Origin of the sequence: Altererythrobacter sp. B11 (assembly GCF_003569745.1) — a bacterium.
In the GTDB taxonomy this organism is placed as follows: Bacteria; Pseudomonadota; Alphaproteobacteria; order Sphingomonadales; family Sphingomonadaceae; genus Croceibacterium_C.
The window spans coordinates 697,818-723,965 of the sequence record NZ_AP018498.1 but is presented as its reverse complement, the minus strand read 5'-3'; the positions used below and the strand labels follow the sequence as shown (position 1 = coordinate 723,965).

Sequence of the window (26,148 nt, the reverse complement as noted above, 5' to 3'; positions counted from 1 at the left end):
GGCGGTTTCGCTAAAGCGAGGGGCGGGACAAGGCATGCGGGCCGCCCGCCCCTCCGGCGAAACTCTGAGATAGGATAAAGAGACATGGCCATATCGACAGGCGGAGGCGGCGCCGAGAAGCCGATGTCCGACATCAACACCACGCCCCTCGTGGACGTGATGCTGGTGTTGCTGATCATCTTCCTGATCGCCGTCCCGGTCGCCATCCAGACGATTGAGAAGCTCGAGATTCCGATTTTCGAATCCACGGAATCGAAAGACAAGGTTGAAAACCTTCTGATCACGGTCTCGACCACGGACCCGCAGGGCCGCACCGCCGGCATGCAGCGTACGGGCTTCGGCGGCGCCACGCGCGACGGCGAATGCCGGATCTACTTCAACAACACCACGCCGGTGGATTCCAGCGAGCTTTACGACCGTGCCTTCCAGCGGCTCGACGACATCGTCCAGCGCGCAGGCGGCCCGGAAGCCATCATGGCCGATCCCGACCTGATCCCGCAGGTGCATATCCGTGGTGACGTGAATGCCCCGTGGCGCTGCGTGGCCGGCGTGATCTACAATGTGCAGGCGGCCGGTTACCCGACTGTCGGCTTCATTTCGAACCCGGTCGATCCGAACGGCTAAGCCGTTCGGATCCGGCGCGAGAATTCAGGAGTAAACTTCCATGGCAATGTCAGGCGGCAAGGACGATGGCGAGCCGATGATGGAGATGAACACGACGCCGTTGATCGACGTCATGCTCGTGCTCCTCATCATGTTCATCATCACCATCCCCGTTGCGACCCACTCGGTCAACATCGACCTGCCGGTTCCCAATCCCAACCCGCCGCCGGATATGGTGGACCCGATCAAGAACAAGATCGTGCTCACCCCGAACGGCGAGATCCTGTGGAATGCGCAGCCGATCGACCAGGGCACACTGGTGGCCAATCTGCAGACCTCGCTGACCTATGCGGTCGAGCCGGAACTGCAGTTCGAACCGGAAGCCAATGCAAGCTATGATCTTTCGGCCAAGGTGCTGAATATCATCAAGGCTTCAGGCGTCACCAAGTTCGGCTTCGTGGGCAACGAGAAATATCGGGTGTTCGGCAAGTAAGCCGCGCAAACCGGAACACATTCAGAAAGGGGCGGGCTTTCCGCCCCTTTTTCTTTGCCCGCCTTTGACGCGCCGACTGAAAGCCGATGAGGCGCAGGGAAGCGCCGCATCCCACGAGGTCAGTCTGCTTCCTCAGCCTCGCTCGGCGGGTCGACACGCATCGCCGCGCCGGCGAGCGTTTCCGCCTCCAGCAGCAGTTCGTCGTCCACCGCCCCCTGGGGCAGGCTTTCCCGCCCGATCATCACCATCACCGGCACTGCCAGCGGGCTGACCCGCTCGAGCGTCACGTGGTCGATCTGCCCGACCGCTCGATCGAGCAGGTCGCCGAGCCGGCCCACATCCGTCATGCGCGAGCGCGCATCGGCCCAGGCCGCCTGGATCAGCACGTGGTCCGGTTCGTACTTGCGCAGCACGTCGTAGATGAGGTCGGTGGAGAAAGTGACCTGCCGTCCGCTCTTGCGCTTGCCCGGATGCTGGCGTTCGACCAGTCCTGAAATGACCGCAACCTCGCGGAACGCGCGGCGGAGCAGGTAGGATTCCTGCACCCAATCCACGAATTCATGCGCCAGTATGTCGGGCGACAGCAGTGGAGCGGGATCCTCCACCGGCTTCAACCCCCAAACGGCGAGCGAGTAATCATTCGCCACGAAGCCGCCCGGCATCAGCCCGCGGTGTTCCATTCGCTGGGTGATAAGCATGCCCAGCGACTGGTTCGCGTTCCATCCGGTGAAGGTGTAGTAGGTGGTGTAGTGCCGCCCTCCATGCGGGAAGCTTTCCACCAGCAGCCGCCCCGGCGCCGGCAAGTGAGAGCGCCAGGCCTGTACCTCCAGCCATTCGCGCACATCGTCGGGAAACCGCGCCCAACCCGCCTGGTCGGTGAGCATCTCCTGCACCCGACCGGCGAGATGCGTGGTGAGCGGCAGGCGCAGTCCGCTGTAGGACGGGATGACCGCCCCCTGCTTCGAGGCCCGCACCACCAGTTCGAGGTCGCGCAGCTGCTCCACCTCCAGGTCCAGCCCGGCAAACTGGAAGCTGTCACCCGGCTTCAGAGAAGCGGCGAAGCGCTCCTCCACCTTGCCCAGCGAGCGGCCGTTGCGGAACCGCACCTCGATCATTTCCGAATCAACGATGATGCCGGCATTCATGCGGTGCCGCTGCGCCTGTTCCGGGTGAGTCAGCCGCCATATGCCTTCCGCCTCGCGCGTGATGCGGCGGAAGCGGTCGTAAGCCTTGAGCGCATATCCTCCGGTGGCGACGAAGTTCAGCACCCGCTGCCACAGATCGGGCTCAAGCCAGGCGTAGGAGAGGCTCGATCGGATTTCCGCCAGCAGCTCATCCTCCGCGAAGGGTGCAGCGCAGGCGCAGCCCATCACATGCTGCGCGAGCACGTCTAGCCCGCCCGGCCGGAAATCCTCGCCATCGCGCCGCCCTTCGTCCACCGCCTGCTTCGCCGCCATCGCCTCAAGGAACTCAAAGCGGTTGCCCGGCACCAGGATCGCACGGCTTGGCTGGTCGAGCCGGTGATTGGCGCGCCCGATACGCTGCAGCAGGCGGCTCGACCCCTTGGGTGCGCCCATTTGCACCACCAGATCCACATCCCCCCAGTCCACACCGAGATCGAGGCTGGCGGTGGCGACCAGCGCGCGCAACTCGCCCCGCGCCATGGCTCCTTCCACCTTGCGGCGGGCTTCCTTGCTCAAAGAGCCGTGGTGAATGCCGATGGGGAGGTTGTCGTCATTGGCGTCCCACAGCTTGCGGAAGATATATTCGGCCAGGAAGCGCGTGTTGGTGAAGATGAGCGTGGTGCGGTTGCGGCCGATTTCCTCGTAGAGCTGGGGAATCGCCCAGATGGCCGCGTGGCCGCCCCAGGGCACGCGCTCTTCGCGGGGGAGCAGGATCTCGACCTCTGGCGGCGCCCCCGCCTCGCCCTCCACCAGCGCGACGCTATCGATATCCCCCCACGGCGCCAGCCACTCGCGAAAGCCTTCCGGATTGGCGAGCGTCGCGGACAGAGCCGCGCGCTGCATCCCCGGCGCGATGTTCTGCAGCCGCGCCAGTGCGAGGGCGAGCAGATCGCCGCGCTTGCCGGTGGCGAAGGCGTGGACCTCGTCCACCACCACGCGCTTCAGGCCGGCGAACAGCGCGAAGCTGTCGGGATAGGAGAGCAGCAGCGACAGCGATTCGGGTGTGGTCAGCAGGATATGCGGCGGGCGGCCCACCTGCCGCTTCTTGCGGTCGGAGGGGGTATCGCCGCTGCGCGTCTCGATCCGGATCGGCAGGCCCATCTCCTCCACCGGCGCCACGAGGTTGCGCTGCACATCGAAGGCCAGGGCCTTCAGCGGTGAGACGTAGAGCGTATGGAGGCCGTCCGGCGGCAATTGGCCGGCAGACGGGCAGAAATCCACCAGCGTCGGCAGAAAGCCAGCCAGCGTCTTTCCCGCGCCTGTATCCGCCACCAGCAGCGCGTGCCGCCCCGCGGCATGGGCGGCCTGCATTTCGCGCTGATGCCGCCGGATCCGCCAGCCGCGCCCCGCGAACCAGCGCTCTATCTCATCGGGCAGGGGAGTGATGGGGCTCTCCATGCGCGCAGTTAGCCGTGCCGGGTCACCACAGGGAAGCCCGGCCACGCGACATATTCCTGCGATATCATCCGTAAAAGGCCAAGCAGCACGCACATTGTCTTGTCGGGCAAGAAGAAGCAGCGTGTTTTCATAAACTTGTCATGCGCTGAAGTGCAGCGCACATGCGCCGAGCGGCGCAACTTCGAACCGCCGCCCTTCGTTTCACCGGCAGACGCATCGCCAAAAGATGCGCGGCATCGCCGGGCTGCTGTCGTCCTGCGCGATGTCGAACTCTGGACAGCATCGAGAGGAGAAGGATCATGGCCGACCGGAACAGAAATTATCGGCAACCCTATCAAGGCCAGCAACGCAACGGCGATTATCGCCAGCCCCAGCAGTTTGAGCCCCACAGCTATGGCAGCGACCGCGGCAATCAGCAGATGGGCGAGGACTACGGCCGCGATGATTACGGCCAAGCCGACCATGATTATGACGCCCATGCCAGCGAGAGCGCTCGCCGACACGATTACGGGCAGGATCGTGCCTACGGCAGCGGACCGCGGGGAGGGGGCCGAGGTCGTTACAGCGTGATCGGGGAAACGGAGCCGAGCGGCGGCTATGGCCCCGCGCATGTCACCAATCGTGAAGGGCGCGGCTTCAGCGACTTTACCAGCAACGACTTCGGCGGGCGGGATTTCGCCGCGCCGCGGACGAACAACGGTTATGGTCGCAATCCCGACACGCCCTATGGCCCATATGGTGCTGGCGGCTATGGTGCCGGAAGTTACGGCGCGGCCCCGCGGCGCGACTATGGCGGCGGTGACGATCGCGGTTTCTTCGAGCGCGCCGGCGATGCCGTATCTAACTGGTTCAGCGGCGACAGCGACGACGGGCGGGACAATCATCGCGGTCGTGGCCCCACCGACTACACTCGCTCCGACGAGCGCATCCTGGAAGACGCCTGCGATCGCCTGACCGACGATTGGGCAGTCGACGCCAGCGATATGCGGGTTTCGGTGCAGGGCGGGGAAGTGACGCTGGACGGCACGGTTTCCACTCGCCACCAGAAGCGCCGCGCGGAAGATTGCGTCGACAGCATCTCCGGTGTCAGCCATGTGCAGAACAATCTGCGTGTGAAGAACCGAAATGCGGATGGCGAGCGGACCACCGGAACCCTCAGCTGACCGGCCACGCAGCCGCAAGGAAAGGGGCCCGCCACGCGGGCCCTTTTTCATCGGTGATCAATCCTCGATCTCATAGTGGATCGGCTTGAAGCTGCCTCCGTTGGAGGCATAGGCGGAGCAGGCGGTGAGGCCGATCACTAGATCCATCTCTGCCCGCAGGCGGATGTAGTCACCCGGCCCACTGGTGGGCGGATCGACCCGCAGCACACCGTCCTCGTTCACCGGCACGTTCATGAACACATTGAAGGCGGTCGGGATCATATCCGGTTCCACGCCATAGGGCGCCAGCGCTTCCGCCAGATTGCCGAAGCATCCCCGATGCACGGGCTGATCGGGGTAGAAGTGACGGAAGGTCGCTTCGCTGCAGGGAGTGAGCAGGAAATCATGCCGTCCGGCTGTGTCCTCGACAATCGTAAGCATGGGCTGCGAACGATTGGACCATAACCGGTGCCCGGTGGTGAGCGCGATCCGCTCCTCATAATCGAAGGTGCGGCCGTTCGAGAGCACCTCGCGCACATCAGCGCGGCTGTAGGCAAGCAGATCGCCCACCTGCACGCCCTCCGGGTCGATCACCTTGAGGGTCTGCCCCTTGCGGAGTTCGAAGGCGGTGCCGCTGCGTGGCGCAATCTCCACTACTGCCATCAGGCCGGCGCCCGCTTGTCGTGAAAGGGGCATTGCCAATCCGCCTCGACCGCCCGGCCGCTATATTGCCGCGCTTCGCTGACGGTGCCGTGGAGGGCGAGCATGGGGTTGAGGGTCCCTGCGAGAGCCCGGTCGCGCTCCAGGATCGCTTCCCGCATGCGTTCATAGCGGCCTTCCGCCCGGAGCCTCTCGAACTGATCGTGCAGATTGAACACCAGCGTGGGCCGGGGGAATCGGCGTGCGGGCCGGGATGCATGAGGGTGCAGCCCGACAACGAAGAATGCCTCTCCGCCGAAGCTGAGCGAGAAATGCGGATCGCTCGGATCGGCGCTCACACGTGTGTCATAGGGCTGGCCGCGCCATTCGTCCTTGTCGGCGCAGGATTGCAGCCGTTCCCACATCGCCTGCTCGAACTGCGCCTCGTCCAGATCGCAGGGGCCGTCGTATATGACGGCAAGGCTGCGCAGGCCTGAGGGGTCGGCACGATAGGCCGAGGCCCAGTCCAGCAAGGCTGAATGGATCTTCACATCATCCCACGCGCTCACCAGCGAGTGGCCGACCATCACCTTCAGGGCGCCACGCGCCATCGCCGATTTCGCGCCGACGCAGGGGAATTCGCGTTCGGCGACCCTGTCGCGCAATTCCTGTTCGCGCTTTTGCGCGGTATCTTCGTCAACCAGCATTTCGCCAGACTCTCCTCTTGCCCGGGGAGAACACGCATCCGACTGAACTTGTTCCGCATTTTGCCGGCCTCCCGCAGGAGGTCAGCGGCGCAGCGCTTCGATCGCGTCCGTGACGATGGCGATGTGTTCCGCCCAGCTGGGATTGTGCCACTGCGGCAGCCGGGCAAGCTGAGCTGCGTGGGCAGGCCCGTCGGCGGCATATTCCAGGATCGCTGCCTTCCACGCCGGCCCATCGAGGGGGTCGAGATAATCGGGCACGTCCCCCCCGACCTCGCGCAGTGCGGGAAGATCGCTGCAGATCACGGGGGTTCCCACTGACAGCGCCTCAGCAACCGGCATGCCATAACCCTCAGCGAAAGAGGGCATCAGAAGAGCCCGCGCACCATGCAGCAAAGCGGAAAGGCGAGCATCGGAGCAACCACCCAGCTCCTCCACATGGCCGACCAGCCCCGGGCAGCGCTCCAGCATGTCCACGATCTGCTCGTTCTCCCAGCCGCGCCGCCCGATGATGAGCAGGCGGGGGATGCGGGCAGGCTCCAGCGTGTCGGCAAGATGGCGCCACAGATTGAGCAGCAGCAGGTGGTTCTTGCGGGGCTCTATGGTGCCGAGGCAGAGGAAATAGGGCCGGCCGTCATCAGTGGGCGAAGCTGCGCCCGGCGCGGGCGGTGGCAAGGGCTCCGTCCCCAGTAGCGCGACGTGGATCGCCGTATTGGGCTGCAGCCAGGGCCGCAGCGCGCGCCCGGTGGCGGCGGAGTTGACGATTGCCGCGCCGCCCGTTTCGGCGGTTACCGCACCGACCGTCTCCATCCGCCGACGATGCAGTGCCGCGCCGGCAGGACGGGCGTATTCGGAAAATTCGATCGGAATCAAATCATGCACTAGGCACAGGAACCGAGCCCGCTCTCGCGCCATGATTTTGCGCACCTTCGCGGTATTGGTCAGGTGATGCGGAGATGCCTGCACATATACACTGCCCGAGCCGACGCCCGGGGCTGTCGGCAGCAGCGCCGCCAGCTGCGGTAGCACCGAGACCAGCGAACGCTGGCGCGGCGCTGCCTGCTCGCTCGACCAGCGGCGCTCCAGCTCATCGAGATAGGCAAGCACCGCGCGGCGCGGCAGGCGACCGTAAATCCCGCAGGGGTGAACGGAGGCAAAGGCCAGGCCGTCGCCATAACGGGCGTGGAGACCGCGCGCATAGGCCATTTCCACCCGATCCACCCCCGAGGGGGTGGAATATCGCACGCGCGAGATCAGGCGCGAGATGTCGAGGATGACGCTGCTCATCGCCTGCCCTTCATCGGATCGCTGCCATGATACGGCCCTGCCAGCGGCGCAGGGGAGCGATCCAGCCGAGGCGGTTGGCATAGCGCACGCCTGCACCTGCATCAGCCATGCGGCGAACCAGCACCTCCGGCCGACATGGCAGCCCGGTAACCGGATCGAGGTAGCGGGGGTACAGGATCAATACCCCGGCCACCAGTTCATCCAGCGCCAGCTTGCGACTGCGCCGCGCGGGCACTTCGCCCAGGTCGCGGGTCAGGCCCCAGCCGGCATAGAAGGGCGTGCCGTGGCAGGTCACCTCCCGTCCCCGCATCAACGCTTCGAAGCCGGTGAGCGAGGTGAGTACGTGCACCGTGTCCACCGCATCCAGCAGCGGCGCCATGCCCCCGCCCCGCACCACGCGATCGGCATATTCGAGAATCGCCGCATCGGGCACCGCGCCCTTGCGATGGCCGGCATCGACATCGGGATGCGGGCGGAACCAGATCTCCGCCGCCGGCTCCAGCGCCCGCGCGCGGCGCAGCAGCTCGAGATTGGAGGTGAGCCCGCCGCCGCCTGCCAGCACCGACATATCATCCTCCACCTGCCCAGGGACGAGCACCAGCCGGCGGCCGGGCTCGCGTGGCGGCAGGGGCGCGGCACCGCCTGCGGAATATTTGCTGATGCCGCCCGCCACGATCGCATCTCGCAGGGCGGCCGCACGATCCCGCAGGGCCGGGCTGAACTCCGTCCCTTCAAGAATAGTCTCGAGATCGCTTGGGCCAGAGGGATCGAAATGAATGCCCGAGGAATCCACCACCACCGAGGATGGCGGCACCAGATCGACGCCCAGCCCTACCGAGCGGACGAAGCCGTCCTCCACCCGCACCAGCGGCACCCCCTGCTCGCGCGCCTGCCGGAGCAGTGCCGGAGACACGCGCGAGGGCCAGATCGCGAGCGCACCGCCCCCGCGCGCTGCAACGCGCACCGCATGGCCGGCGCCGCGCACGAGGTGCAGCTTCCGCTGCGGATGCCACAGCAGGTGGCGGATTTCCGTCCGCTTCCACCACGCCATGCCGCTGGCCGCGGCAAGCGGACGGTTGGCCTCCAGCATCCTGCGCCAGGTCGCAAGCAGCTCCACCGCGACCTCAATCGTGGATTCGCGATCGGTGAAGGGATCACGCCATGCAGTCTCTGCGAGCGCGCGCGCCACATGTTGATCGAGCGTGGAGCCGTCCTCTCCCGGGGCGCCGAAACGGCCCGGGGACAGCACCTCGACCGGCAGGCCGGCAATGCGGCCGAGCGCCACCCATTCGTCGCTGCCATGGGCAACCACCCGCTCCGCCTCCCCTAGCACGGACCATGGGTCCACATCGCCACGCCACGCGCCGCCCTCCGCAGCGGTGAGGCGCGCGAGAATGCTGGACCAGCGCCGCGCGGCGGAAGCGGAGGCGGGCGGCGCGATCCACAGCGCCCGCCGGCGCTCGGCCGGATCAAGCCGGCCAAGCAGCGTCGGTATATCCTCAGGGGCGCCCGGCAGCAGCACCGCACCGACCGGCTCAACAAGCCGCGCCGGAGCAGCCCAGAATCGCCCCCCCACCTGCGCCGCGCGGATCAGGTCGAATGCGGCGGTGCAGTCCGCCTCTGCCTCTCCTCCGGAGGCGGGGCGAGACACGGCGGCATCCGCCCAGGGAAAGGGGGGGGCGCGCAACAGGGGTGGAGGCAAAGCCTCGGCCGCTGTCACGGGCGGCGGCCCCACACCGGCACTTCCAGCGCCCCCTCTTCGCCCCGGCGGATCACGCCATAGCCGCCGGTGGGCAGCTTGAGATCGCCATCTGCGGGAGCAAGCGATGTAGCGAGCAGGGCAAAACGGGCCGCGCCATTGCTGGTGACTAGGAGCGCCGGCCCTCTATCCTGCGCGAACAGCTCCCGCCAGCCGGCGAGCCGCAACTCGGCATCCACCAACCAGCCGGGCGGCGGTTCGGCCCGCGCATCCCAAGCCGCCAGCGCCGCGGCGCCGATGCGGGCCACGACCTCCTCTTCCGTGCGGTTCTCATCCGGGCCGTGGTCGATCTCGCGCAGCCAATCGCAGCTTTCGATGGCGGGCGCATTCGGAAGATGCGCAAGAATGCCCTCCGCCGTCTGGCGGGTGCGTGCCAGCGGCGCGGCGAGGACGCGCGCAAAGTGCCAGTTCTGAGCGGCGAAATGCGCCCCCAGTGCATCGGCCTGCACATGGCCGGACGCGGTCAGTGGCAGATCCGTGCGCGCGCCGATCCGCCGGGGGCGTTCCCCGGCCTCGAACGTATTGCCGTGACGCGCGATGATGAACATCGGGCTGCGGTATCAGCCCGGGAACGGATCGCCTAGCCGGGCAATCACTTCCTCCGCCAGGGCAAGGTCGCCTGGTGTGTCGATGCCGGAAAGCGCATGGGCTGGCGGATCCACTGCAATGGTCGCGATCGTCTTGCCGCCTTCCAGAAAGCGCAGCTGCTCCAGCCCCTCCAGCACCTCATAGGTGCCGGCCGATGCCGCCGCGAACCATTCGAGCGCTGCCATGCGATAGCCATAGAGGCCTAGATGTTGCCACACCGGGGAGATGGGATCGCGGGCGCGCAGCTTCGCCTCGTCGCGCAGGGCGGGGATAATGGTCTTTGAGAACCACAACGCCCGGCCGTCAGCACCGCGAATGCAGGTGGTGCCGCTGAAGGGGTTGCCGCGCTTGTGCTCGCGCAGGCGATCCAGCCGCGCCCAATCCAGCGGGAAGACGGGGGTTGCCACATCGGCCGCGCCGCGGCGCAGCTCCGCGATCAAGGCCGCCACCACGGCAGGGGGTACGAAGGGCGCATCGCCTTGCAGGTTGATGACCAGGTCCGGCCGGTGGCGCCGATCCAGCGCCGCCGCGCAGGCGCGGGAGGAGCCGGAATCGAGTTCCGCCGGGGTCATCGCGACCTCGGCGCCGATCGCGCGCGCATGGGCGGCGATGCGATCGTCGTCGGTCGCCACCACCACTTCGCAGGCGCCGGCAACCTCCGCCGCAGCACGGGCGACCGCCGTCACCCGTTCGAGCAAGGTGCGGCCGTTGATCGGCAGCAGAGGCTTTCCGGGAAGACGTGTCGAGCCGTAGCGGGCGGGGACGACGATCAGGGCTGGAGCAGCGTCAGTCACGCCTGATGCCCCGGATCACACCACCCCGGCGCGCACGATGTCGTGGATGTGTACTATCCCGACCAGCTTGCCCCCTTCTTCCACGAACAGCACCGACACGGCATTCTCGTTCAGAATGCGCAGCGCGTCGCTTGCGCGGGTGTCGGGGTTCACCGCCAGCGGATTGGGTGACATATGCAGGCCGATGCTATCGTTCAGATCATAGGTCGCGATGCAGCGCCGCAAATCGCCGTCGGTAAAGGCACCGATTAGCCGATCGGACTCGTCTACCACGGCCGTGCAGCCGTAGCGCTTGCGGCTCATTTCGATCGTGGCGCTGGTCAGCGAAGCATCGCCGCGAACCCGGGGGACAGCGTCGCCGGTGCCCATCAGCGCACCCACGGTGCTCAGCTGCGCCCCCAGCTTGCCGCCGGGATGGAACATCCGGAAATCGGACGAGGTGAAGCCCCGCGCTTCGATCAGCGCCACCGCCAGCGCGTCGCCCAGCACCAGCTGGAGCGTCGTGGAGGATGTCGGCGCCAGCTCGTTCGGACAGGCTTCCCGCACCACGGGAATCGGAAGGCAGATATCGGCCGCGCGGCCCGCCATGCTGTCCGGATAGGCCGTGGCGACGATCAGCTTCACGCCGTAGTGGCGGCAGTAATGCAGGATGTCGCTTAGCTCCGCAGTCTCGCCGGACCAAGTGAGGGCGAGAACGACGTCCTGCTGGGTGATTACGCCCAGATCCCCGTGACTTGCCTCACCAGGATGAAGGTAAAGCGCCGACGTCCCGGTGGATCGCATCGTGGCGGCAATCTTGCGTGCGATATGACCGCTCTTGCCCATGCCTGTTACGATCACACGACCTGTGGTGGCACTCAGCAGCTGGATCGCGCGGTCCACTGCGCGGCTGATTTCCGGCATCTGCAGCGCCGCTTTAAGCGCTTCGAGCGCTTCCATCTCGATCGCGAGCGTCTGCAGGGCAGAAGCGGAATATCGCGTGGTTTCGAAGATCTCTCTTTTCATACCGCCCTGATAATCTTTTGGTTTACCGCCCGCAGGCAGTGTGAAGGACAAGCGCTATTGGAACGGCAGGACTATTGCCAGCAGTTTCAGGGATGCTCCAGGAAGGCGCACTTACCCGTGGCAGGGTGGCAACAGATGGGCTGATTTGCAGCAGAGCCCTTCCTCCAAGATCCCGTGCGACACGCCATTTATTCGGCCTTCTTCTTTTATTCTCTGCCCACGATCCTGCTCGCCAAATGCGAGGAACTGACGCTCCGTGTCGTTGAAGCGCAGACCGGTGCTGCCCCGCCCGCGGGTTGACCGGCCATTTTCAACGGCGGCAACCGGCGCAGCGGGGGGCGGGGGGCGGGGGGCGGGGGCGGGAGCGGCGAACGCCGGAGCACTTGTGAATATATACTGCTGCTCACGTCTGGAGGCGAACGTAGCGGCGACCCCGGGCGGCTAGCCTGTCTTATTCATGAGGCCGCCGCTCCGGGCTCGTTCGGCGGTGATCTGACATTGGCGGCGTGGCCTGGACGTGCGCCATCGTCGGCATTTTTCACCGCGGCAGGATCAATGGGCTTTTCGAGGTTGATGGACGGGGCGGGGGTCAGCGGCACTGCCGCGCTGGCTATGTTGGTGCAGGCCGGAGACCGATGGCGATGGCTCTGAACACGCTGGCATCGGGGCAGGCTGACGCTAGCCGCAAGCGGATGCGCGAGGCGTTCTCGATGACGCGGGCAGCGACCTTGAGCAGCCGGATGCGCAGGGTTGCGAACTCGGCTGCAGCCAGTGCCGCTGCTTTGGGGATTTCCTGCTGGATACGCCACATCAGCCAGTAGGAGGCGGTGTGCAGGATGAGGCGCATCTGGTTGGCATTGGCCGAGCGGCACGAGGTTCGGTCGCTGGCGAGCTGGGACTTGTGGCGCTTGATCAGGTTCTCGGCCTGACCACGCGCGCAGTAGAGCGTGTCGTAGATGTGCTCGGCCGATCCTGTTGCCAACGAGGTGACGACATAGCGGATGTCCATGCCCAGCGTGCTGGCCTCGATCCGGGCGACGACGCGGCGCTGGCACTGCCAGGTCTTTGCGCCGTAGCGGGTCTCGGCATAGTTACGCAGGACCGGGCATTGGCGCTGAGCCCGCCTGACCGCGCAGGCATCGGCGACCGCGACAATGACCGGATCGGTGCGCAGCGCGGCGTTGGTTGGCAGGCCGAGCACGTAGTCGATGCCGTGGGCCTCGCAGAAGGCCATGACCTCGGGCCGGCCATAGTGCCCGTCGCCGCGGATGGTGATGTGGGTATTGGGCCAGTGCCGGCGGATGTGGCGCACGAGGCGTCGGATGTGACCCGCCGCTTCGGCACCCGACGGTGTCTTGCCGGTGCGCAGCAGCATGGCGACCGGGCGGCCAGTAGCGGTGTCATAGACGTGGACCGGGAGGAAGCAGCGCTCGCCATGGTGGCCATTCCAGAACGAGAGTTGCTGATAGCCGTGGACGACATCGCAGGTGTCGTCGATATCGAGCGTCACCGCCTTGGGCGGCACGGGATAGCTGGCGCAGTATATGCCGATCATCTCGGCCATCATCCTGGCCAACTCGCGTGTGGTCGGCGCATTCTCCCAGCGGCTCATCGTCGGTTGGCTGGCGAGACCCGCGCCCGATCCCGGCAACTTGCCCAGCGCCAGGCGGAAGCCTGGATCGTCACGCAGGGCGTCAAGGTCATCGGCATCCTCGTAGCCGCACGCGATCGCGAACACGCGGGCGCGCAGGATGTCGTCGAGGCGATGGATCACCCGCGCAGGAGAGCGCCGGTCGGCAATGCAGCCCGCAAGCCGCCGGCAAATCCCCATCGCGCGTTCGGCCTGTGCCAGCAGCAAAACCCCGCCATCCGAAGTGAGGCGGCCACCGTCGAAGGCTGCGGCGACTTTCTTGCGATGCACCGCTGGGAATCGGAATGGGCTTGCGATATCATCGTTCATGGCGGGTGTGGCCTGTGACATTTTCTGCCCTGCGACAGGGCCGGCGTAGACACCCAGTTCCTAAAACAGATCAGAGGCTTATGCCACTCCCGCCAACCCTTCAGGCCGCACCCGGTGAATAAGACGGGCTAGTTTCGACTCATGAACCGGGCTGTGCCGCAGGTAGCCAGCACCGGGCCGATCCAGTCCAGCCACTGGTCCAGCTTGGTCCAGACGCGCAGGTCGAACGGCCCCCACCACGGCATGTTGGCGCGCAGGCCATGGCCATACAGCTCGATCCAGCGGTATTCGGCCTGCGCCACCTCCCGTCCGATGAAATAGGCCGAAGCCAGCGCCGCGCCGGCCCACCAATTGCGGGTGAGCAGCCCCACCGCCGCCTGGACGGCAAGGGCGAGAAGCATATGCTCGAAATACATCATGCAGAGGTGCCGCCGCCGGAAAAGAGGGGGCGGTCGCAGATCATCGGGCCGTGCGGCAACCACCGCGCTGGGTTCCACCCGTCCGTGATCGCTGCGCGGGGAACCTCATTCGGGAAGCATCGGGCGGCCTTCCAGCCGCGCGACGGCGTGGCGAACCACTTTGGCCAGCGCCTCTTCCGAGAAGAAGCCACCGGGAATCAGGCACCGTTCGATCAGCACCCGGCGAAAGGCGGCGAATGTCTCCCGGTCCGGCGCGACCGGATTGCGCCAGAAGGCGTCTAGCCCGCCCTGGAAGGTGATATCCGGAATATCGTACACCGCATGACCCAGCGCCACCACAGGCACACCTTCCGCAAGCGCGAGCGTGCCGCTGGTGCTGTTGATGGTCACGACGCCGCGCGCCCCGCGCGCGATCGGGACAATGTCCCCGCCGACAAGATAGTCCAGCCTGTCCCGCACACCGAACAGATCGGCGAGGTCGGCGCTGATCTGCTGCCAGTCCCGCACGCCGTTGTCGAGCGGATGCTCCTTGAGGACAAGCCGTGCATCGGCGGGCGCGTGCCGCGCGAAGGATTCGATCACCAGCCGCATCGCATCGGCAATGCCCGCGAAGGGGGAATGAAGCCGTATCTGCGCATCGGAATCGAGCTGCAGCGGGAACAGGAAATAGGGTTCCGGCGCGCTGCCGAGCCGTGCCAACAACTGCGCGGCGTTCGCCTCCCGCTCTTTCTTCCGCGAAAGCTTGCGCCACCAGCCGATGCCTTCCACCACCGGGTGCCAGGGACGGTGGTTGCTCCATCCCGGGTAGTGCCAGCGCGTCAGCACATCGGCGAAATTGTAGATGATCCCTTCCATTGCCCGGCGCCGGAAGGAGGAAGGGACCTGCGCGTGCGGCGGCACCGGCGGCAGCACCGCCGCCGTCTGGCGATACCATTCCGGGTCGCGCGGCAGGGACGAATGCCCGTTCACGCCGCCCAGTTCCAGCGTCACCCAGTCGGGCCGGATGTAGCCTTCTTCCAGCACATGCACCGGCACATCCTGTTCGCGGCAGATGCGGATCGCCGGCATGTGATGGGGACGGCAATCGCCGAACAGCACGACGTCCGTCACCTGCTTGTCGCGCAAAATTTCCCCGAAGCGGTCGGGCCACTCCTCCAGCGTCTCGCGATATTCAATGCCGTTGGGCAGGCGCCAGTAGATGCGATCGCCACCGTTGAAATTGACCTTGTGGACGGTGTGGCCGGTGCGGGTCAGTTCCTGGCCGAGCCGCCGGAACAACGGCCCCATCAAACCCTGGAGGAGCAGCACGCTGCGCTGTGTGCCCGGGCGCGACGAGGAGGAACTGTTCGCGGCAGCGGCGGGAAGATCATGCATCCGGTAAAAAACTGCTCTGTTTTGCTTCTGGTAGATCTGCCGGCGGACCGGCGGCTCTCCGCATGGACGTAAGGCGTTAGTCGCCCCGGCCGTGCGCAGCAAGAGCGCCACTCCCCTCAGAAGGTCCGACGGAGACGGGGCTGATTGACCTTGATTGCCGCCTCGCGCCGGCCGCGCGCACTTTCCCACGCCCGCCTGTGTCGCTATCAGACCACGCACTTTTCCGGATTGCCCGGAGAGACGCGATTAGACTGGGACAGTGGCGGCAGCAGGACTGACATTCGCGGGATTGCTGTGCGCTGCGGTGGCGCTCGACCTGTTAGCGCGACCAAGGGGACTGCGCCGCGCCGCTGGCTTGTGGCTGCTCGGTTGCATGACCAGCGCAATCTTCGGCCTGTTCCTGGCGGCTTCGGGCAGCCTGCATGTGGCGCTGGCGCTGGCACTGGCCGTGCAGGCCCTGCTGCTCGTGGCATCCAATGCCAAATACGCCATGCTGGGCGAGCCGCTGCTGTTCTCCGACCTCGCGCTGGTGGGCGCGGTTTTTCGCCATCCACAGTTTTATCTCTCCGCCGTCGCCGCCTGGAAGCGGGCGGTGGCGGCGATGCTGGCACTGGTACTGCTGGCGGTGCTGGTATGGCTTTCCGACGGCGATCCTGCGCCGCAGCTGGCCGGGGCAGCACTCTGCGCGGCCAGCCTCGCCGCACTGTTCCTCTCGCTCCGTGCTCCGTCCTTGCGCCGCATCGCCACCGAACCCGATGCGGAGGCCGATACGCGCGCGCTCGGGCTCTACCCCACCTTGCTGCTTTACTGGCTGCGCTGGCGCGAAAGCCCCGATCCACCGCCCGCCGCGCCGGTAAAGGGACAGGAGCCGGAGGGCGCGCCGGAGATCGTTGTCATCATCCAGTGCGAGAGCTTTGCCGATCCGGCGGAGCTGTTCGGCGATCCCGCGCTCGCCCTGCCCGCCCTGCAGTTCGCCCGCGGCGCCGCCTGGCAATGGGGCGATCTGGCGGTCAGCGGCTTCGGCGCCTACACGATGCGCACCGAATACGGGGTGCTGTTCGGGCGTGGTGAGCCGGCGCTCGGCTTCCGCCGCTTCGATCCCTATCTGACCGCCACGCGCGAAGGCTCCTACGCCCTGCCGGCGCGGCTGCATGGCGCGAATTGGCGCAGCCTGTTCCTCCACCCGCATGACATGCGCTTCTACGGACGGCACCGGATCATGCCGGCGGGCGGCTTTGCCGAACTGGTAGGGGAGGCTTGCTTCGCCCCCCCGCAGCCCGGCGAGGGGCGCTACGTCACCGACGCAGCCATGGCCGACACGATCCTCGCCCGCGCGGCCGAGGCGCAGCAGCCCACGCTGCTCTATGCCGTCACCATTGAGAACCATGGCCCTTGGGCAGCCTCCGGGGCCGGCGGAGAGCCGGGGCTGGTGCCGGGCTATCTGCGGCTGGTGCGCAACAGCGATGCCATGCTCGCCACTCTGCTGGACGGTCTGAGGGTGCTGCGTCGCCCGGCGCTGCTGGTCTTCTTCGGCGATCACCGGCCCAGCATACCGGGCGCCACCGCGCCAGGGGGCGAGCGGCACACGCCTTATGTGATGCTGCGCCTGGATGAGGCAGGCCAGATCGCAACGGGAGCGAACAGGCGCGCGGACCTGACCCCGGCCGAACTGCATCATGCCATCTTGGCCGCGGCACTGGGCCGCCTCGATCCCTAACCGAGACGGCCGGCCGACCCGTCAGGGCGGGCTAAGCGCCAGAAGCAACCGATCGCGCAGCAGCGCCGGGAGCAGGCGGTCGAGCCAGCGAAGCGCCACGAATGGCCATGGCAGCACGATATGCGCCGTGCCCGCCGCGACGGCGCGCGCGATCCGCGCGGCAACAGCATCCGGCGCCATCAGCATCGGCTTGGGACCGGGAACCTTGCGCCCTGTGGCGGTGTCGATGAAGCCGGGCGACACCAATGTGACCTGTACCCCATGTTCACGAAGGCCAAGCCGCAGCGCATCGGCGAAACGAGCGAGGCCCGCCTTGCTCCCGGAATAGGCCGCCGCGAAGGGGAGGGAGTGAAAGGCCGCCGCGGAGCCGATCAGCACGATCCGGCCGTGGCGTCGTGCCGCCATGCGTCTGCCCAGCAATGCCGCCATTGCCGCCGGCGCCGCAAAATTGATGGCCGCCAGTCGTGCCACGATTTCGGCGTCCTCCACCTGCTCATCCGCTCTCTTCACGTCCCCTCGTCCAGCGACGAGCAGTGCCAAGTCGAACGGCTGCTTGGCGTCCTCATCCTCCAGCGCGGCCAGCGCGGCGGGCAGATCGGTCAAATCCAGCATACGGATGTCGACCTGGGCACCTACGGACCGGCAGCGCTCGGCCACAGCCTCCAGCCGCGCCCGATCACGCCCCCACAGGCTGAGCGTAACATTTTTGCGTGCATAGTGTTGCGCAAGCGCACCACCTAGGCCGCCGGATGCGCCAGTCACCAAAATACGGTTGTGCGTAAACGACTCCGTCATAGGTGTGGCGTCACAATTCGCGAACCTCTCGTCGCGAGTTAACACTGTTTGGAGGCCTTTAGTCTTGACACTTAATCGCAGCTATTGTCCAGCATAGTAGCCGATGCCCGCCCCCGTATCCCGTCCGCAGCGCGTCAGGTTGTTCAAAAATGAGCGCCTGGAGCGGCTTACGCTTATCTCCCCCCGCGTCTTCGCGCTGAGCTGGGCTATCCTGCTGCCGCTCATCGCCTTTGCCGGCTGGACCTGGTCGCCTCCGCAGGAAGCGCCCTTCCAAACAGTGGGCTGGATCGCCCTTGGGCTGATAGTGTGGACGCTGTTCGAATATGCGATGCACCGCTACCTGTTCCATCTGGACAGCGATGTCACGGTGCTGCGCTGGCTCGTGTTCCTGATGCATGGCAACCACCACGACCAGCCGGGAGATGCGCTGCGCGGCCTGATGCCGCTGCCCGTCAGCGTCGCCGTGGGTGGCCTGGTATGGCTGGTGCTGCTGGCGCTTATGGGAACGGGGGGCACCTGGGTCTTCCTGGGCTTCATGTCGGGCTATGTCATGTATGACACGCTGCATTTCGCCTGCCACCAGTGGCCCATGCGCAGCCGCATCGGCATGGCGCTGAAGCGGCATCACATGCAGCACCACTATCTGGACGAAGACAGCAATTTCGCCATTTCGGCGATCTTCTGGGACCGCGTGTTCGGCTCCAATATCAAGTCGGCGAAGCGGTAGCGAAATCGCCCGCCGGGGGCAGCCGACACTTCGCGAACGGCAGCAGAGTTTTTTAACGCGGGCAGGCGGAAACTGCCACGGCCAGCAAATTGCTCCGCCGGATCGGCTGGAGCCGTGCCTCCGAGCCTGACGCCCGCGAAGCCGCGCGGCGTCAACCGGGGGGCGGGCACCCGAGCTGACGCCGTGCGCAGGCCGGGTTAGTGGCCGGCCTGCGGCCCGCGCTCGAGGCCGGAAAGCGACAGCTGCTCGTCGATCTGCGCCATCAGGCGATCGAGCCCCTCGTGGGTGAAGCTCTCCGCGCGGGCGACGAGCACGTCCTGCGTGTTGGACGCACGCAGCAGCCACCAGCCGTCATCGGTGGTCACCCGAACCCCATCGGTGTCGTTCACCTGCGCATCGGTGCCCTGCAGCCGCTGTTTCACTTCGTCGATCGCGGCGAACTTCCGGCTCTCATCCACCTGGAAGCGCATTTCCGGCGTATTGACCATTTCGGGCATGGCGCTGCGCAATTCGGTGACTGACTTGCCCAGCCGGACGCTGGCGGCGATCAACCGCATCCCGGCATAGAGCGCATCGTCATAACCGTAATACTCATCGGCGAAGAATACGTGGCCGCTCATCTCGCCGGCGAGCGGCGAACCCGTTTCTTTCATTTTGGATTTGATCAGGCTGTGCCCGGTCTTCCACATCAGCGGTTCGCCGCCGAGTTCGGCCACCCGGTCATACAGGGCGCGGCTGGCCTTCACATCGGCGATGATCATGGCGCCCGGCTGCCGCGACAGCAGGTCTTCGGCATAGATCATCAGCAGCTGATCGCCCCAGATCACCCTGCCCTGCCCGTCGATTGCGCCGATCCGGTCACCATCACCGTCGAAGGCGATTCCGAAATCGAGCTGCTTTTCCGCGACAAGCTTGACGAGATCTTCAAGGTTTTCGGGGACTGTGGGGTCAGGATGATGGTTCGGAAAATTCCCGTCGACCTCGGTATAGAGGAGGTGGTGCTCCCCCGGCAGCTGCGCGGCGAGCTGTTCCAGCGCGGGGCCGGCAGCGCCATTGCCCGCATCCCAGCCCACCTTGAGGCTGGCGAGGCTGTCCGGCGCGAGGCCGCTGATGGCCTGCAGCAGCCGCTCGATATAGGCATCCATCACCTCGAGCTGCTCGACCGTGCCGGTGCCATCGTCCCAATCGCCGGCGGCGGCCATTTCACCGATTTTCAGAATGTCCTTCCCGAAGAACGGACGCCCCTGAAACACCATCTTGAAGCCATTGTAATTGGCGGGGTTATGGCTGCCGGTTATCTGAATGCCGCCATCGACCTCATCCGCTGACGCCTCGGCATAATAGAGCATCGGCGTAGGGCCGAGGCCGATCCGCCGCACGTCGCAGCCGCTCGCGTTCAGGCCCTCCACCAGCGCATGCTCGAGCAGCGGGGAACTGACGCGCCCGTCATAGCCCACCGCGACCAGCTTCCCGCCGGCACGGCGCAGGAGAGTGCCGAAGCTGCGGCCGATCGCGCGGGCATCGTCTACACCCAGCGTTTCGCCGATGATGCCACGGATATCGTATTCGCGCAGGACTGTGGGATGGAACTGGTGGGTCATGAAGGCTCCTGATTGTTTTCCGGCAGGCCGTATGTGCTTTCCGACCTGCTTGTAGCCCGCTTCAAACCTTATTTAACAGCATCATGTGGCAATTCCGCGAGCAATAGGTCGCGCGCGGCATTCGCCTCGTGGATTTGCGTGTTGCTGCCGCCGCGATCGGGGTGGACCGCGGCGACCAGCTGCCTGTGGGCGGAGAGGATTTCCTGCCGCGTGGCGCCGGAGCTCACGCCCAGCAGCTTGCGGGCGTTGAACAGGGCCTGCTTGCCGGCCGAAATGCGGGGCTGCCACGGCCAGCGGCCGATGATCATCTTCCACGCGATGACCGCTACCAGCGCGAGGACCAGCAGCTTGCCCATGCCGTCAGGCGGCCGCCGGCTGGCGGCCGGCAGCGGGCTTGCCCGGCATCGGCAGATTGAGATTGGCCACCAGCGCGCGCAATTCCTGCCGCGCCACCAGATGGCTGGTGCCGAGCTCGCCCAGCTGGCCCCGGTCGAGCAGGGTGAGGCCGGAGGGGAACAGTTCGCGGTAGATCACGCGTTCCGACAGGCCGTGCGCCACGCGGAAGCCGACGCGCCGGGAAAGCTCCGTCAGCGCCTGGTCAACGCGCCGCTGGTTGCGCGCATCGACATGCTGCACGCGGTTGCGCACCACCACCCAATCCATCTCGCGGCGCTGTTCGCGCAGCTGCTTCATCGCGCGGCTCTTGCGCGCTTCCCAGATCAGTTCCGCATAGAAGCTGAGCCGGCGGACCTTGAACGTTTCCGCGTCCACCTGCCCGATCAGGTCAAAATCGACGAAGCTGTCGTTCATCGGGGTGACCAGCGTGTCCGCCTGGGTCGCGACATAGCGGGCGAGCGGATCGTCGCGGCCCGGCGTGTCGAAAATTAGGAAATCGGCCCCTTCGGCCAGGCTGGCGATGCGCTCCTCCAGCGCTTCCTCGCTGCCCTGTTCGAACACGTCGAAGGTGGCACCCGGCAGCTCGACACCGCGGCGCTGCTCCGTCTCGGTGCGATTTTCCAGATAGCGGTAGAGCGTGCGCTGGCGGGGATCGAGGTCGATCGCCGCCACTTTGGCGCCTTGGCTGGCCAGCGCCACCGCCACATGCACGGCAGTGGTGGACTTGCCGGTGCCGCCCTTTTCATTGGCGAAGACGATACGATGCGGTGCGGCGGGCGATGACACGGGCGGCGCTCTTTCTCTGGCTTCATGGTGCGGCTAGGTGCCGTGGTACTGCGGCTCCCCTGCCGCATCATGACGCTTTATCGGAGCCCCGGCCCCATGCAAACCGTGAACACCCTCCCTGCCCTGCGCGAAGCTGTGGATGGCTTGAGAAAAGCGGGCGATCTCGCCCTCGTCCCCACCATGGGCGCGCTGCATGACGGGCATCTGACACTGGTGCGCGAAGCGCGACGGCAGGCGGCCAGTGTCGCCGTATCCATCTTCGTCAATCCCACCCAGTTCGGCGCCAATGAGGATCTCGACGCCTATCCCCGCCAGCTGGAAGCGGATGCCCGCAAGCTGGCGGCGGAGGGTGTGGACCTGTTGTGGGCGCCTGCGGTGGAGGAGGTCTATCCGGCAGGCTTCGCCACCTCCGTCAGCGTGGCAGGGGTGAGCGACGGGTTGTGCGGCGCCTTCCGCCCGGGCCATTTTGCGGGAGTCGCCACCGTCGTCGCCAAGCTGTTCAATCAGGTGCGCCCCGATCTCGCCTTCTTCGGGGAGAAGGACTGGCAGCAGCTGGCGGTGATCCGCCGCATGGCGCGCGATCTCGACTTCACCCGCCCGCATGCCACGCGCATACACGGTGTGCCGACGGTGCGCGAAAGCGATGGCCTCGCGATGAGCAGCCGCAACGCCTACCTTTCTGCAGAGGATCGCGCCCGCGCCGCCGCCCTCCCGCGCGCCATGGAAGCGACCATCGCCACGATCCGCGCGGGCGAGCCGGTGCCTGCCGCTCTCGCGTCGCTGAAGCGCGCGCTGCTGGAGGGAGGGTTCGCCAGCGTAGACTATGCGGAACTGGCCGACGCGGACATGCTCGTGCCGCTAGGCGCGCTGCAGGACGGCCCCATGCGCCTGCTGGTGGCGGCGCGGATCGGCGGGACGCGGCTTATCGACAACATGCCGGTTCCCCCGGCCTGAACGCCGCGCCCGGCTAGGCCCGGCGCCGGGCACCCTTGGCGCCGCGCCCGCCGAACAGGCGCAGCCAGGCGATCCACACCGATGTCACCGAAATCACCAGGCCTGCCAGCGAGAGCAGCCAGATCGTGAGCTGGCGGGCCAGCGGATTGTCCATCAGCGGCCCCATGTCCCAGCGATGAAGGCCGGTGTAGAGCCAGCGATAAGCCCGGCCCCGCGCATCCATGGCGCGCAGCAATTCCCCCGTAGCCGGGTCCACATGCACCCAGGTGGCGGCGGGATCGTCGAACTTCACGCGCTCAACCGGGAGCGGAACCGGGCCATCGACCGAATACCAGTAGGAATCGGACCGGGCGAGCCATTCCCGCGCCACGGGCCGTGCGCCCGGCACCAGCTGCGAGAGCGCCGTGTCCACGGCGGCCTTGTCCGCCACGAAGGGAGCGAGCGTGGAGGGCGCGAGATAGCGCTCCGCCGCGCCCGGCGCCTCGATGCGGATGAAGGGCTGACCGGCGGCGGCGGCGAATTGCACCCGCCGTGCGCCCTCAGCCGCCCCGGCCAGCCGCCGCAGGTCCACGGCAGGTGGCGCCAGCGTGCCGGCATAGGCCTGCCGCGCATCCCCGCTCACACCGCCGCTGGCAAAGAAGCGCCCCGGATCAACCGACAGCCAGCCGCTGAACAGCCAGGTAAGCAGGAACAGCCCGCCACCAAGCCCGGCGACATGGTGCCACTTCATCCAGCCCCGATAAGGCGTGATCCGCCCGCCGCTGAAACGCCGCCGCCCCAGCCGCATGCGCAGCACGCCGATCCACAGGCCGGTGACGGCGCCAATCAGGCACGGCCCCGAAACCCACATGACCACCTGCCGCCACGCCTCCGGCATTTCGCGCAGGGCACGCGGATAGAGCCAGTGCGGCACGGAACCGAGCCAGTTCCAGAAGCGCTCCCGCGCGCTGGTATCGAGCACGACGTCTCCCGTCCGCGCGGAGACATAGAGGATGCGGCCGCCCTCCCCCGCCAGCTCCACGCGCCACAGCGGCCGCTGCGGATCATAGCCGCCGGGTACCGTCCACTGGTCGGTGCGGATCAGCACTGCGCGCTCCACCGCCGCGCCGCCGAAGAGCGTGGCAATATGTTTCGCCTCCTCCTGCCCCACATGGGTGACAGGGGCGCCGTCCACAGCCGAAAGGGTAGTCGGGTCGCGATCCCAATAGGCCATGCGCCACACCGGCACATCGCCCTGCATCTCCAGCGCCTGCGAGCGCATGGCGCCACCGCCGGCTGCCTGCGCCGCTTGCGCCGGCCCCACGGCCACCGCCTGCCAGTCGATCGGCTGCTGCCCTTCGAGCCATTCCTCCGCCGTGAGATCGGGAAACGGCACGTAGAGCATCACGAGGCCGGAGGCGAACCACATGGCGATCAGCAGGCAGGTGGCGATCCCCACCCAGCGATGGGTGAGGTAAAGCCAGCGTTTCAGGCGGTGCGCCATGCGCGGTCAGAAGCTCGCCCGGATGGCCACATCCACCGATCGCGGCCGGCCAAGAATCCACTGTTCGTCGCCATTGGTGGATTCGGCATAATCCTTGTCGAACAGATTGAACACGCGCAGATCCAGCCCGACATTGCGCGTCAGCGCATAGGTGGCGCTCAGATCCACCACCGTATAGGCGGGGACGCGGAAATCATTGGCGTTGTCGGTAAAGCGGCGCCCGACATAGCGCAAGTCACCGCGTAGCTGCAGCCCGCCGAGCCCGGTCCAGGATAGCTGGAGATTGGCCGCCTGTTCCGGCACGCCGGGTGGCGTATTGTCCTCGAAGCCCTCGAACTCGTCAAAGTTGGCATCCAGCACCGTGCCGTTGGCGGTGATGGCAAAGCCGCTCGGCAGATCGAGCGAGAGGCTCGCTTCCAGCCCTTGCGAGGACCGTTGGCCAATCTGGTCGATAGCGCCGTTGGTCCGCGTCTGGGTGAACAGGTTCTGCTTCACCAGCCGGTATGCCGCAAAGGTGAAGGAGCCGGCGCCATCCAGGAACAGCGCCTTCAAGCCCGCTTCCACCTGCCGCCCATCGGCATTGGTCAGCTGGAACTGGCTGCCGCTGGTGGAATAGGTCGTCAGCGTGCCGAGCGGGTCCACCGCCGTCGCATATTGCGCATAAAGCGAGACATTGGGATTCAGCTCATACACCGCACCCACGCGCCAGGTGGTATGTTCCAGCACCTTATACGCCTCGGTCCCGCCGTTCAGCGCCGGCGTTTCGCCAACGATAGTCTCGTCCGCGTCGTCATAGACGAAGTCCCACCGACCGACCTTGTTGTGCTCGTAGCGGATACCGCCCACCAGCGAGAGCTGATCGGTAATCGCCAGCCGATCCTCCGCGAACAGGGCGATCGTATCGGTGCGGGTTCGATAACGCGGCGCGATGCCCTGCGTGTCCAGGAACAGGCCGGGATCGAAGGTGAAGGGATCGACTTCGTCTTCTTGATAGTCGGAACCGAAATCGTGCGAATAGGTCAGCTTCACCCGGCTGATGTCAGCGCCAACCAGCAGCGTATTCGCCATGGCGCCGCCCAGCGGGGACTGCAGCCGCAAGGTCACCTGATCGCCATATTGCTTCTGATCGTGGACGATGCCGTAATTGTCGGCGCGATAGATGTTGCCAGGTGTCCCGTAACCGATGCCATTGGGGCATTCCCCGTCGGGGCCGATCCAGCAATAGGTTTCCAGGTTCCGCCACAGCCGGTTGGTGGTGAGGTAATAGGTCGTGTTGCGCAGCTCCAGCGCATCGGAAATGGCCCATTCGGCATCCAGCGCCAGCCGGTTGTCGCGGTAGCGGATGGCGGAATCGCCGACATTGTAGTTCCTCCGGCGGATGGAATCATCCAGCCGCGAATCGATCAGCGGCGTGCCGAAATAGCGGGATGGATGGAACTTGCCGTAATCGTCGCGCAGCGTGAGGGTGAAATCCTCGCTGGGCTGGAAGCGCAGCGCAGCCGAAAGGGCGAGACTATCCGACTCCCCCCGGTCCACATAGCCGTCTGACTCGCGATAGCTGGCGTCGACGCGGAAGCTGAGCATGTCGGAGATCGGGCCGCCTAGCCCGCCGGCGACGTGCCAGGTATCCTGCGAGCCATAGGTAGCCTCGCCCTGGAATTCGAAGCGATCGGGATTGGGCGCCTTGGCAATCACATTGATCGCGCCGCCCAGCGCCCCCTGCCCGTAGAGCACCGAGGCCGGGCCGCTCAGCACTTCGATCCGTTCCACGTTCCACGGATCGGACGGGAAGGTGATCGTGCCGGCGACGGGAAACAGGCGAATGCCATTGTAAAGCTGCAGCACCGAGCCCTGCCCCGAAAAGCCCCGCATGGCGAGCGCCGTCCCGCCGTTTCCGGGACTGCCGGCATTGGTCACGCCCGTGGCGCGGGTGACGGCAGCGATTACCGAAAGATCGCCGCGGGCGCGAATATCGTCCCCGTCCACGATGCTGACGGTTGCCGGGGTCTCCAGCCCGCTCAGGCCCAGGCGACTGCCCGTTTCGGTGACGAGTTCGAGCTCCTGCTCCCGCTCGCCAGTGACGATGATCGGCGTGTCCACCGCAGCTTCGCCCGCGGCGGCACCGTCATCTGCCTGCGCAGGCGCCGTAGCCATGACAGCAAGCGCCAGCGCCGAGGCTCCCATCGGGAGCCACCCCATGATCCGCATGATATTCCCCATTCCTTCCCTCGCCGTCGGAACGCGGCGTGTCGGGCAGGGGCTGGCGAAACAGGCCCGGGGGCCACAAGTTAATTACGGTAATCGCGCGGGGTTACAGCCGTTACAACCGGGCAGTGCGGC

23 protein-coding genes are annotated in these 26,148 nt (G+C 66.4%); 6 read left to right on the top strand and 17 right to left on the bottom strand.

Features of this window, described 5'->3' with window-relative positions; all coding sequences use genetic code 11:
- Window positions 1–84: 84 nt before the first annotated feature.
- Window positions 85–624, top strand: a complete 540-nt coding sequence (locus tag AEB_RS03435; protein WP_172592989.1) for an ExbD/TolR family protein — start codon at window positions 85–87, stop codon at window positions 622–624.
- Window positions 625–664: 40 nt separating this feature from the next.
- Window positions 665–1,096: an ExbD/TolR family protein gene (locus AEB_RS03430; protein WP_119081941.1), complete on the top strand. Its 432-nt coding sequence runs from the start codon at window positions 665–667 to the stop codon at window positions 1,094–1,096.
- A 119-nt stretch (window positions 1,097–1,215) separates the two neighbouring features.
- Here AEB_RS03430 and AEB_RS03425 read toward each other — a convergent pair whose 3' ends face one another.
- Window positions 1,216–3,678 carry a ligase-associated DNA damage response DEXH box helicase gene (locus AEB_RS03425; protein WP_119081940.1) on the bottom strand — a complete coding sequence of 821 codons (2,463 nt, stop codon included), beginning with the start codon at window positions 3,676–3,678 and terminating at the stop codon, window positions 1,216–1,218.
- Between the two features lie 299 nt (window positions 3,679–3,977).
- Between AEB_RS03425 and AEB_RS03420 the strand changes: the two genes are divergently transcribed.
- On the top strand, window positions 3,978–4,841 hold the full coding sequence (locus AEB_RS03420; RefSeq protein ID WP_231958884.1) for a BON domain-containing protein: 864 nt from the start codon (window positions 3,978–3,980) through the stop codon (window positions 4,839–4,841).
- Window positions 4,842–4,898: 57 nt separating this feature from the next.
- On the opposite strand, the gene AEB_RS03415 is transcribed toward AEB_RS03420, so the two are convergent.
- The 10 genes from AEB_RS03415 to AEB_RS03370 form a co-directional block, all read right to left on the bottom strand.
- Complete coding sequence (locus AEB_RS03415; RefSeq protein ID WP_231958883.1) at window positions 4,899–5,483, bottom strand: DUF1989 domain-containing protein; 585 nt, start codon at window positions 5,481–5,483, stop codon at window positions 4,899–4,901.
- Complete coding sequence (gene gntA / locus AEB_RS03410; protein WP_119081938.1) at window positions 5,483–6,166, bottom strand: guanitoxin biosynthesis heme-dependent pre-guanitoxin N-hydroxylase GntA; 684 nt, start codon at window positions 6,164–6,166, stop codon at window positions 5,483–5,485. The genes AEB_RS03415 and gntA overlap by 1 nt, the downstream gene beginning before the upstream one ends.
- A gap of 81 nt (window positions 6,167–6,247) precedes the next feature.
- Window positions 6,248–7,450 carry a glycosyltransferase family 4 protein gene (locus AEB_RS03405; protein WP_119081937.1) on the bottom strand — a complete coding sequence of 401 codons (1,203 nt, stop codon included), beginning with the start codon at window positions 7,448–7,450 and terminating at the stop codon, window positions 6,248–6,250.
- Between the two features lie 10 nt (window positions 7,451–7,460).
- Window positions 7,461–9,101: a capsular polysaccharide export protein, LipB/KpsS family gene (locus AEB_RS03400; RefSeq protein ID WP_231958882.1), complete on the bottom strand. Its 1,641-nt coding sequence runs from the start codon at window positions 9,099–9,101 to the stop codon at window positions 7,461–7,463.
- A gap of 65 nt (window positions 9,102–9,166) precedes the next feature.
- Entirely contained in the window at window positions 9,167–9,757 is a 591-nt protein-coding gene (locus AEB_RS03395; RefSeq protein ID WP_119081936.1) for a histidine phosphatase family protein, read from the bottom strand.
- A 12-nt stretch (window positions 9,758–9,769) separates the two neighbouring features.
- On the bottom strand, window positions 9,770–10,591 hold the full coding sequence (locus AEB_RS03390; RefSeq protein ID WP_231958881.1) for a 3-deoxy-manno-octulosonate cytidylyltransferase: 822 nt from the start codon (window positions 10,589–10,591) through the stop codon (window positions 9,770–9,772).
- A gap of 15 nt (window positions 10,592–10,606) precedes the next feature.
- Entirely contained in the window at window positions 10,607–11,596 is a 990-nt protein-coding gene (locus tag AEB_RS03385; RefSeq protein WP_119081935.1) for a KpsF/GutQ family sugar-phosphate isomerase, read from the bottom strand.
- 610 nt (window positions 11,597–12,206) lie between these two features.
- The gene (locus tag AEB_RS03380) at window positions 12,207–13,556 is read right to left on the bottom strand and encodes an IS1380 family transposase (RefSeq protein ID WP_172592942.1); all 1,350 of its coding nucleotides are present in this window, start codon (window positions 13,554–13,556) and stop codon (window positions 12,207–12,209) included.
- A gap of 128 nt (window positions 13,557–13,684) precedes the next feature.
- A complete protein-coding gene (locus tag AEB_RS03375) occupies window positions 13,685–13,975 on the bottom strand; it encodes a hypothetical protein (protein ID WP_119081934.1) in 291 nt (96 codons plus the stop codon).
- A gap of 105 nt (window positions 13,976–14,080) precedes the next feature.
- Window positions 14,081–15,349: a capsule biosynthesis protein gene (locus tag AEB_RS03370; protein WP_172592988.1), complete on the bottom strand. Its 1,269-nt coding sequence runs from the start codon at window positions 15,347–15,349 to the stop codon at window positions 14,081–14,083.
- Window positions 15,350–15,722: 373 nt separating this feature from the next.
- Between AEB_RS03370 and AEB_RS03365 the strand changes: the two genes are divergently transcribed.
- Window positions 15,723–17,066 (top strand): LTA synthase family protein, encoded by a 1,344-nt coding sequence (locus tag AEB_RS03365; protein ID WP_231958880.1) that lies wholly within the window; start codon window positions 15,723–15,725, stop codon window positions 17,064–17,066.
- A 21-nt stretch (window positions 17,067–17,087) separates the two neighbouring features.
- On the opposite strand, the gene AEB_RS03360 is transcribed toward AEB_RS03365, so the two are convergent.
- Window positions 17,088–17,861 (bottom strand): SDR family NAD(P)-dependent oxidoreductase, encoded by a 774-nt coding sequence (locus AEB_RS03360; protein ID WP_119081932.1) that lies wholly within the window; start codon window positions 17,859–17,861, stop codon window positions 17,088–17,090.
- Window positions 17,862–18,000: 139 nt separating this feature from the next.
- On the opposite strand from AEB_RS03360, the gene AEB_RS03355 reads away from it, so the two are divergent.
- A complete protein-coding gene (locus AEB_RS03355; protein ID WP_231958879.1) occupies window positions 18,001–18,588 on the top strand; it encodes a sterol desaturase family protein in 588 nt (195 codons plus the stop codon).
- Between the two features lie 197 nt (window positions 18,589–18,785).
- Here AEB_RS03355 and pgmG read toward each other — a convergent pair whose 3' ends face one another.
- From pgmG to AEB_RS03340, 3 genes are all read right to left on the bottom strand, one after another.
- Entirely contained in the window at window positions 18,786–20,189 is a 1,404-nt protein-coding gene (gene pgmG / locus AEB_RS03350; RefSeq protein WP_119081930.1) for a phosphoglucomutase/phosphomannomutase PgmG, read from the bottom strand.
- Between the two features lie 68 nt (window positions 20,190–20,257).
- A complete protein-coding gene (locus AEB_RS03345) occupies window positions 20,258–20,545 on the bottom strand; it encodes a DnaJ domain-containing protein (RefSeq protein ID WP_119081929.1) in 288 nt (95 codons plus the stop codon).
- Between the two features lie 4 nt (window positions 20,546–20,549).
- Window positions 20,550–21,371 (bottom strand): division plane positioning ATPase MipZ, encoded by an 822-nt coding sequence (locus AEB_RS03340; protein ID WP_119081928.1) that lies wholly within the window; start codon window positions 21,369–21,371, stop codon window positions 20,550–20,552.
- Between the two features lie 96 nt (window positions 21,372–21,467).
- On the opposite strand from AEB_RS03340, the gene panC reads away from it, so the two are divergent.
- Window positions 21,468–22,325, top strand: a complete 858-nt coding sequence (panC, locus tag AEB_RS03335; protein ID WP_119084425.1) for a pantoate--beta-alanine ligase — start codon at window positions 21,468–21,470, stop codon at window positions 22,323–22,325.
- Between the two features lie 13 nt (window positions 22,326–22,338).
- Here the strand turns inward: panC and AEB_RS03330 are convergent, their stop codons facing one another.
- Both AEB_RS03330 and AEB_RS03325 read right to left on the bottom strand, forming a co-directional pair.
- A complete protein-coding gene (locus AEB_RS03330) occupies window positions 22,339–23,808 on the bottom strand; it encodes a PepSY domain-containing protein (protein WP_119081927.1) in 1,470 nt (489 codons plus the stop codon).
- A gap of 6 nt (window positions 23,809–23,814) precedes the next feature.
- The gene (locus tag AEB_RS03325) at window positions 23,815–25,962 is read right to left on the bottom strand and encodes a TonB-dependent receptor (protein WP_231958878.1); all 2,148 of its coding nucleotides are present in this window, start codon (window positions 25,960–25,962) and stop codon (window positions 23,815–23,817) included.
- Window positions 25,963–26,148 lie beyond the last annotated feature (186 nt).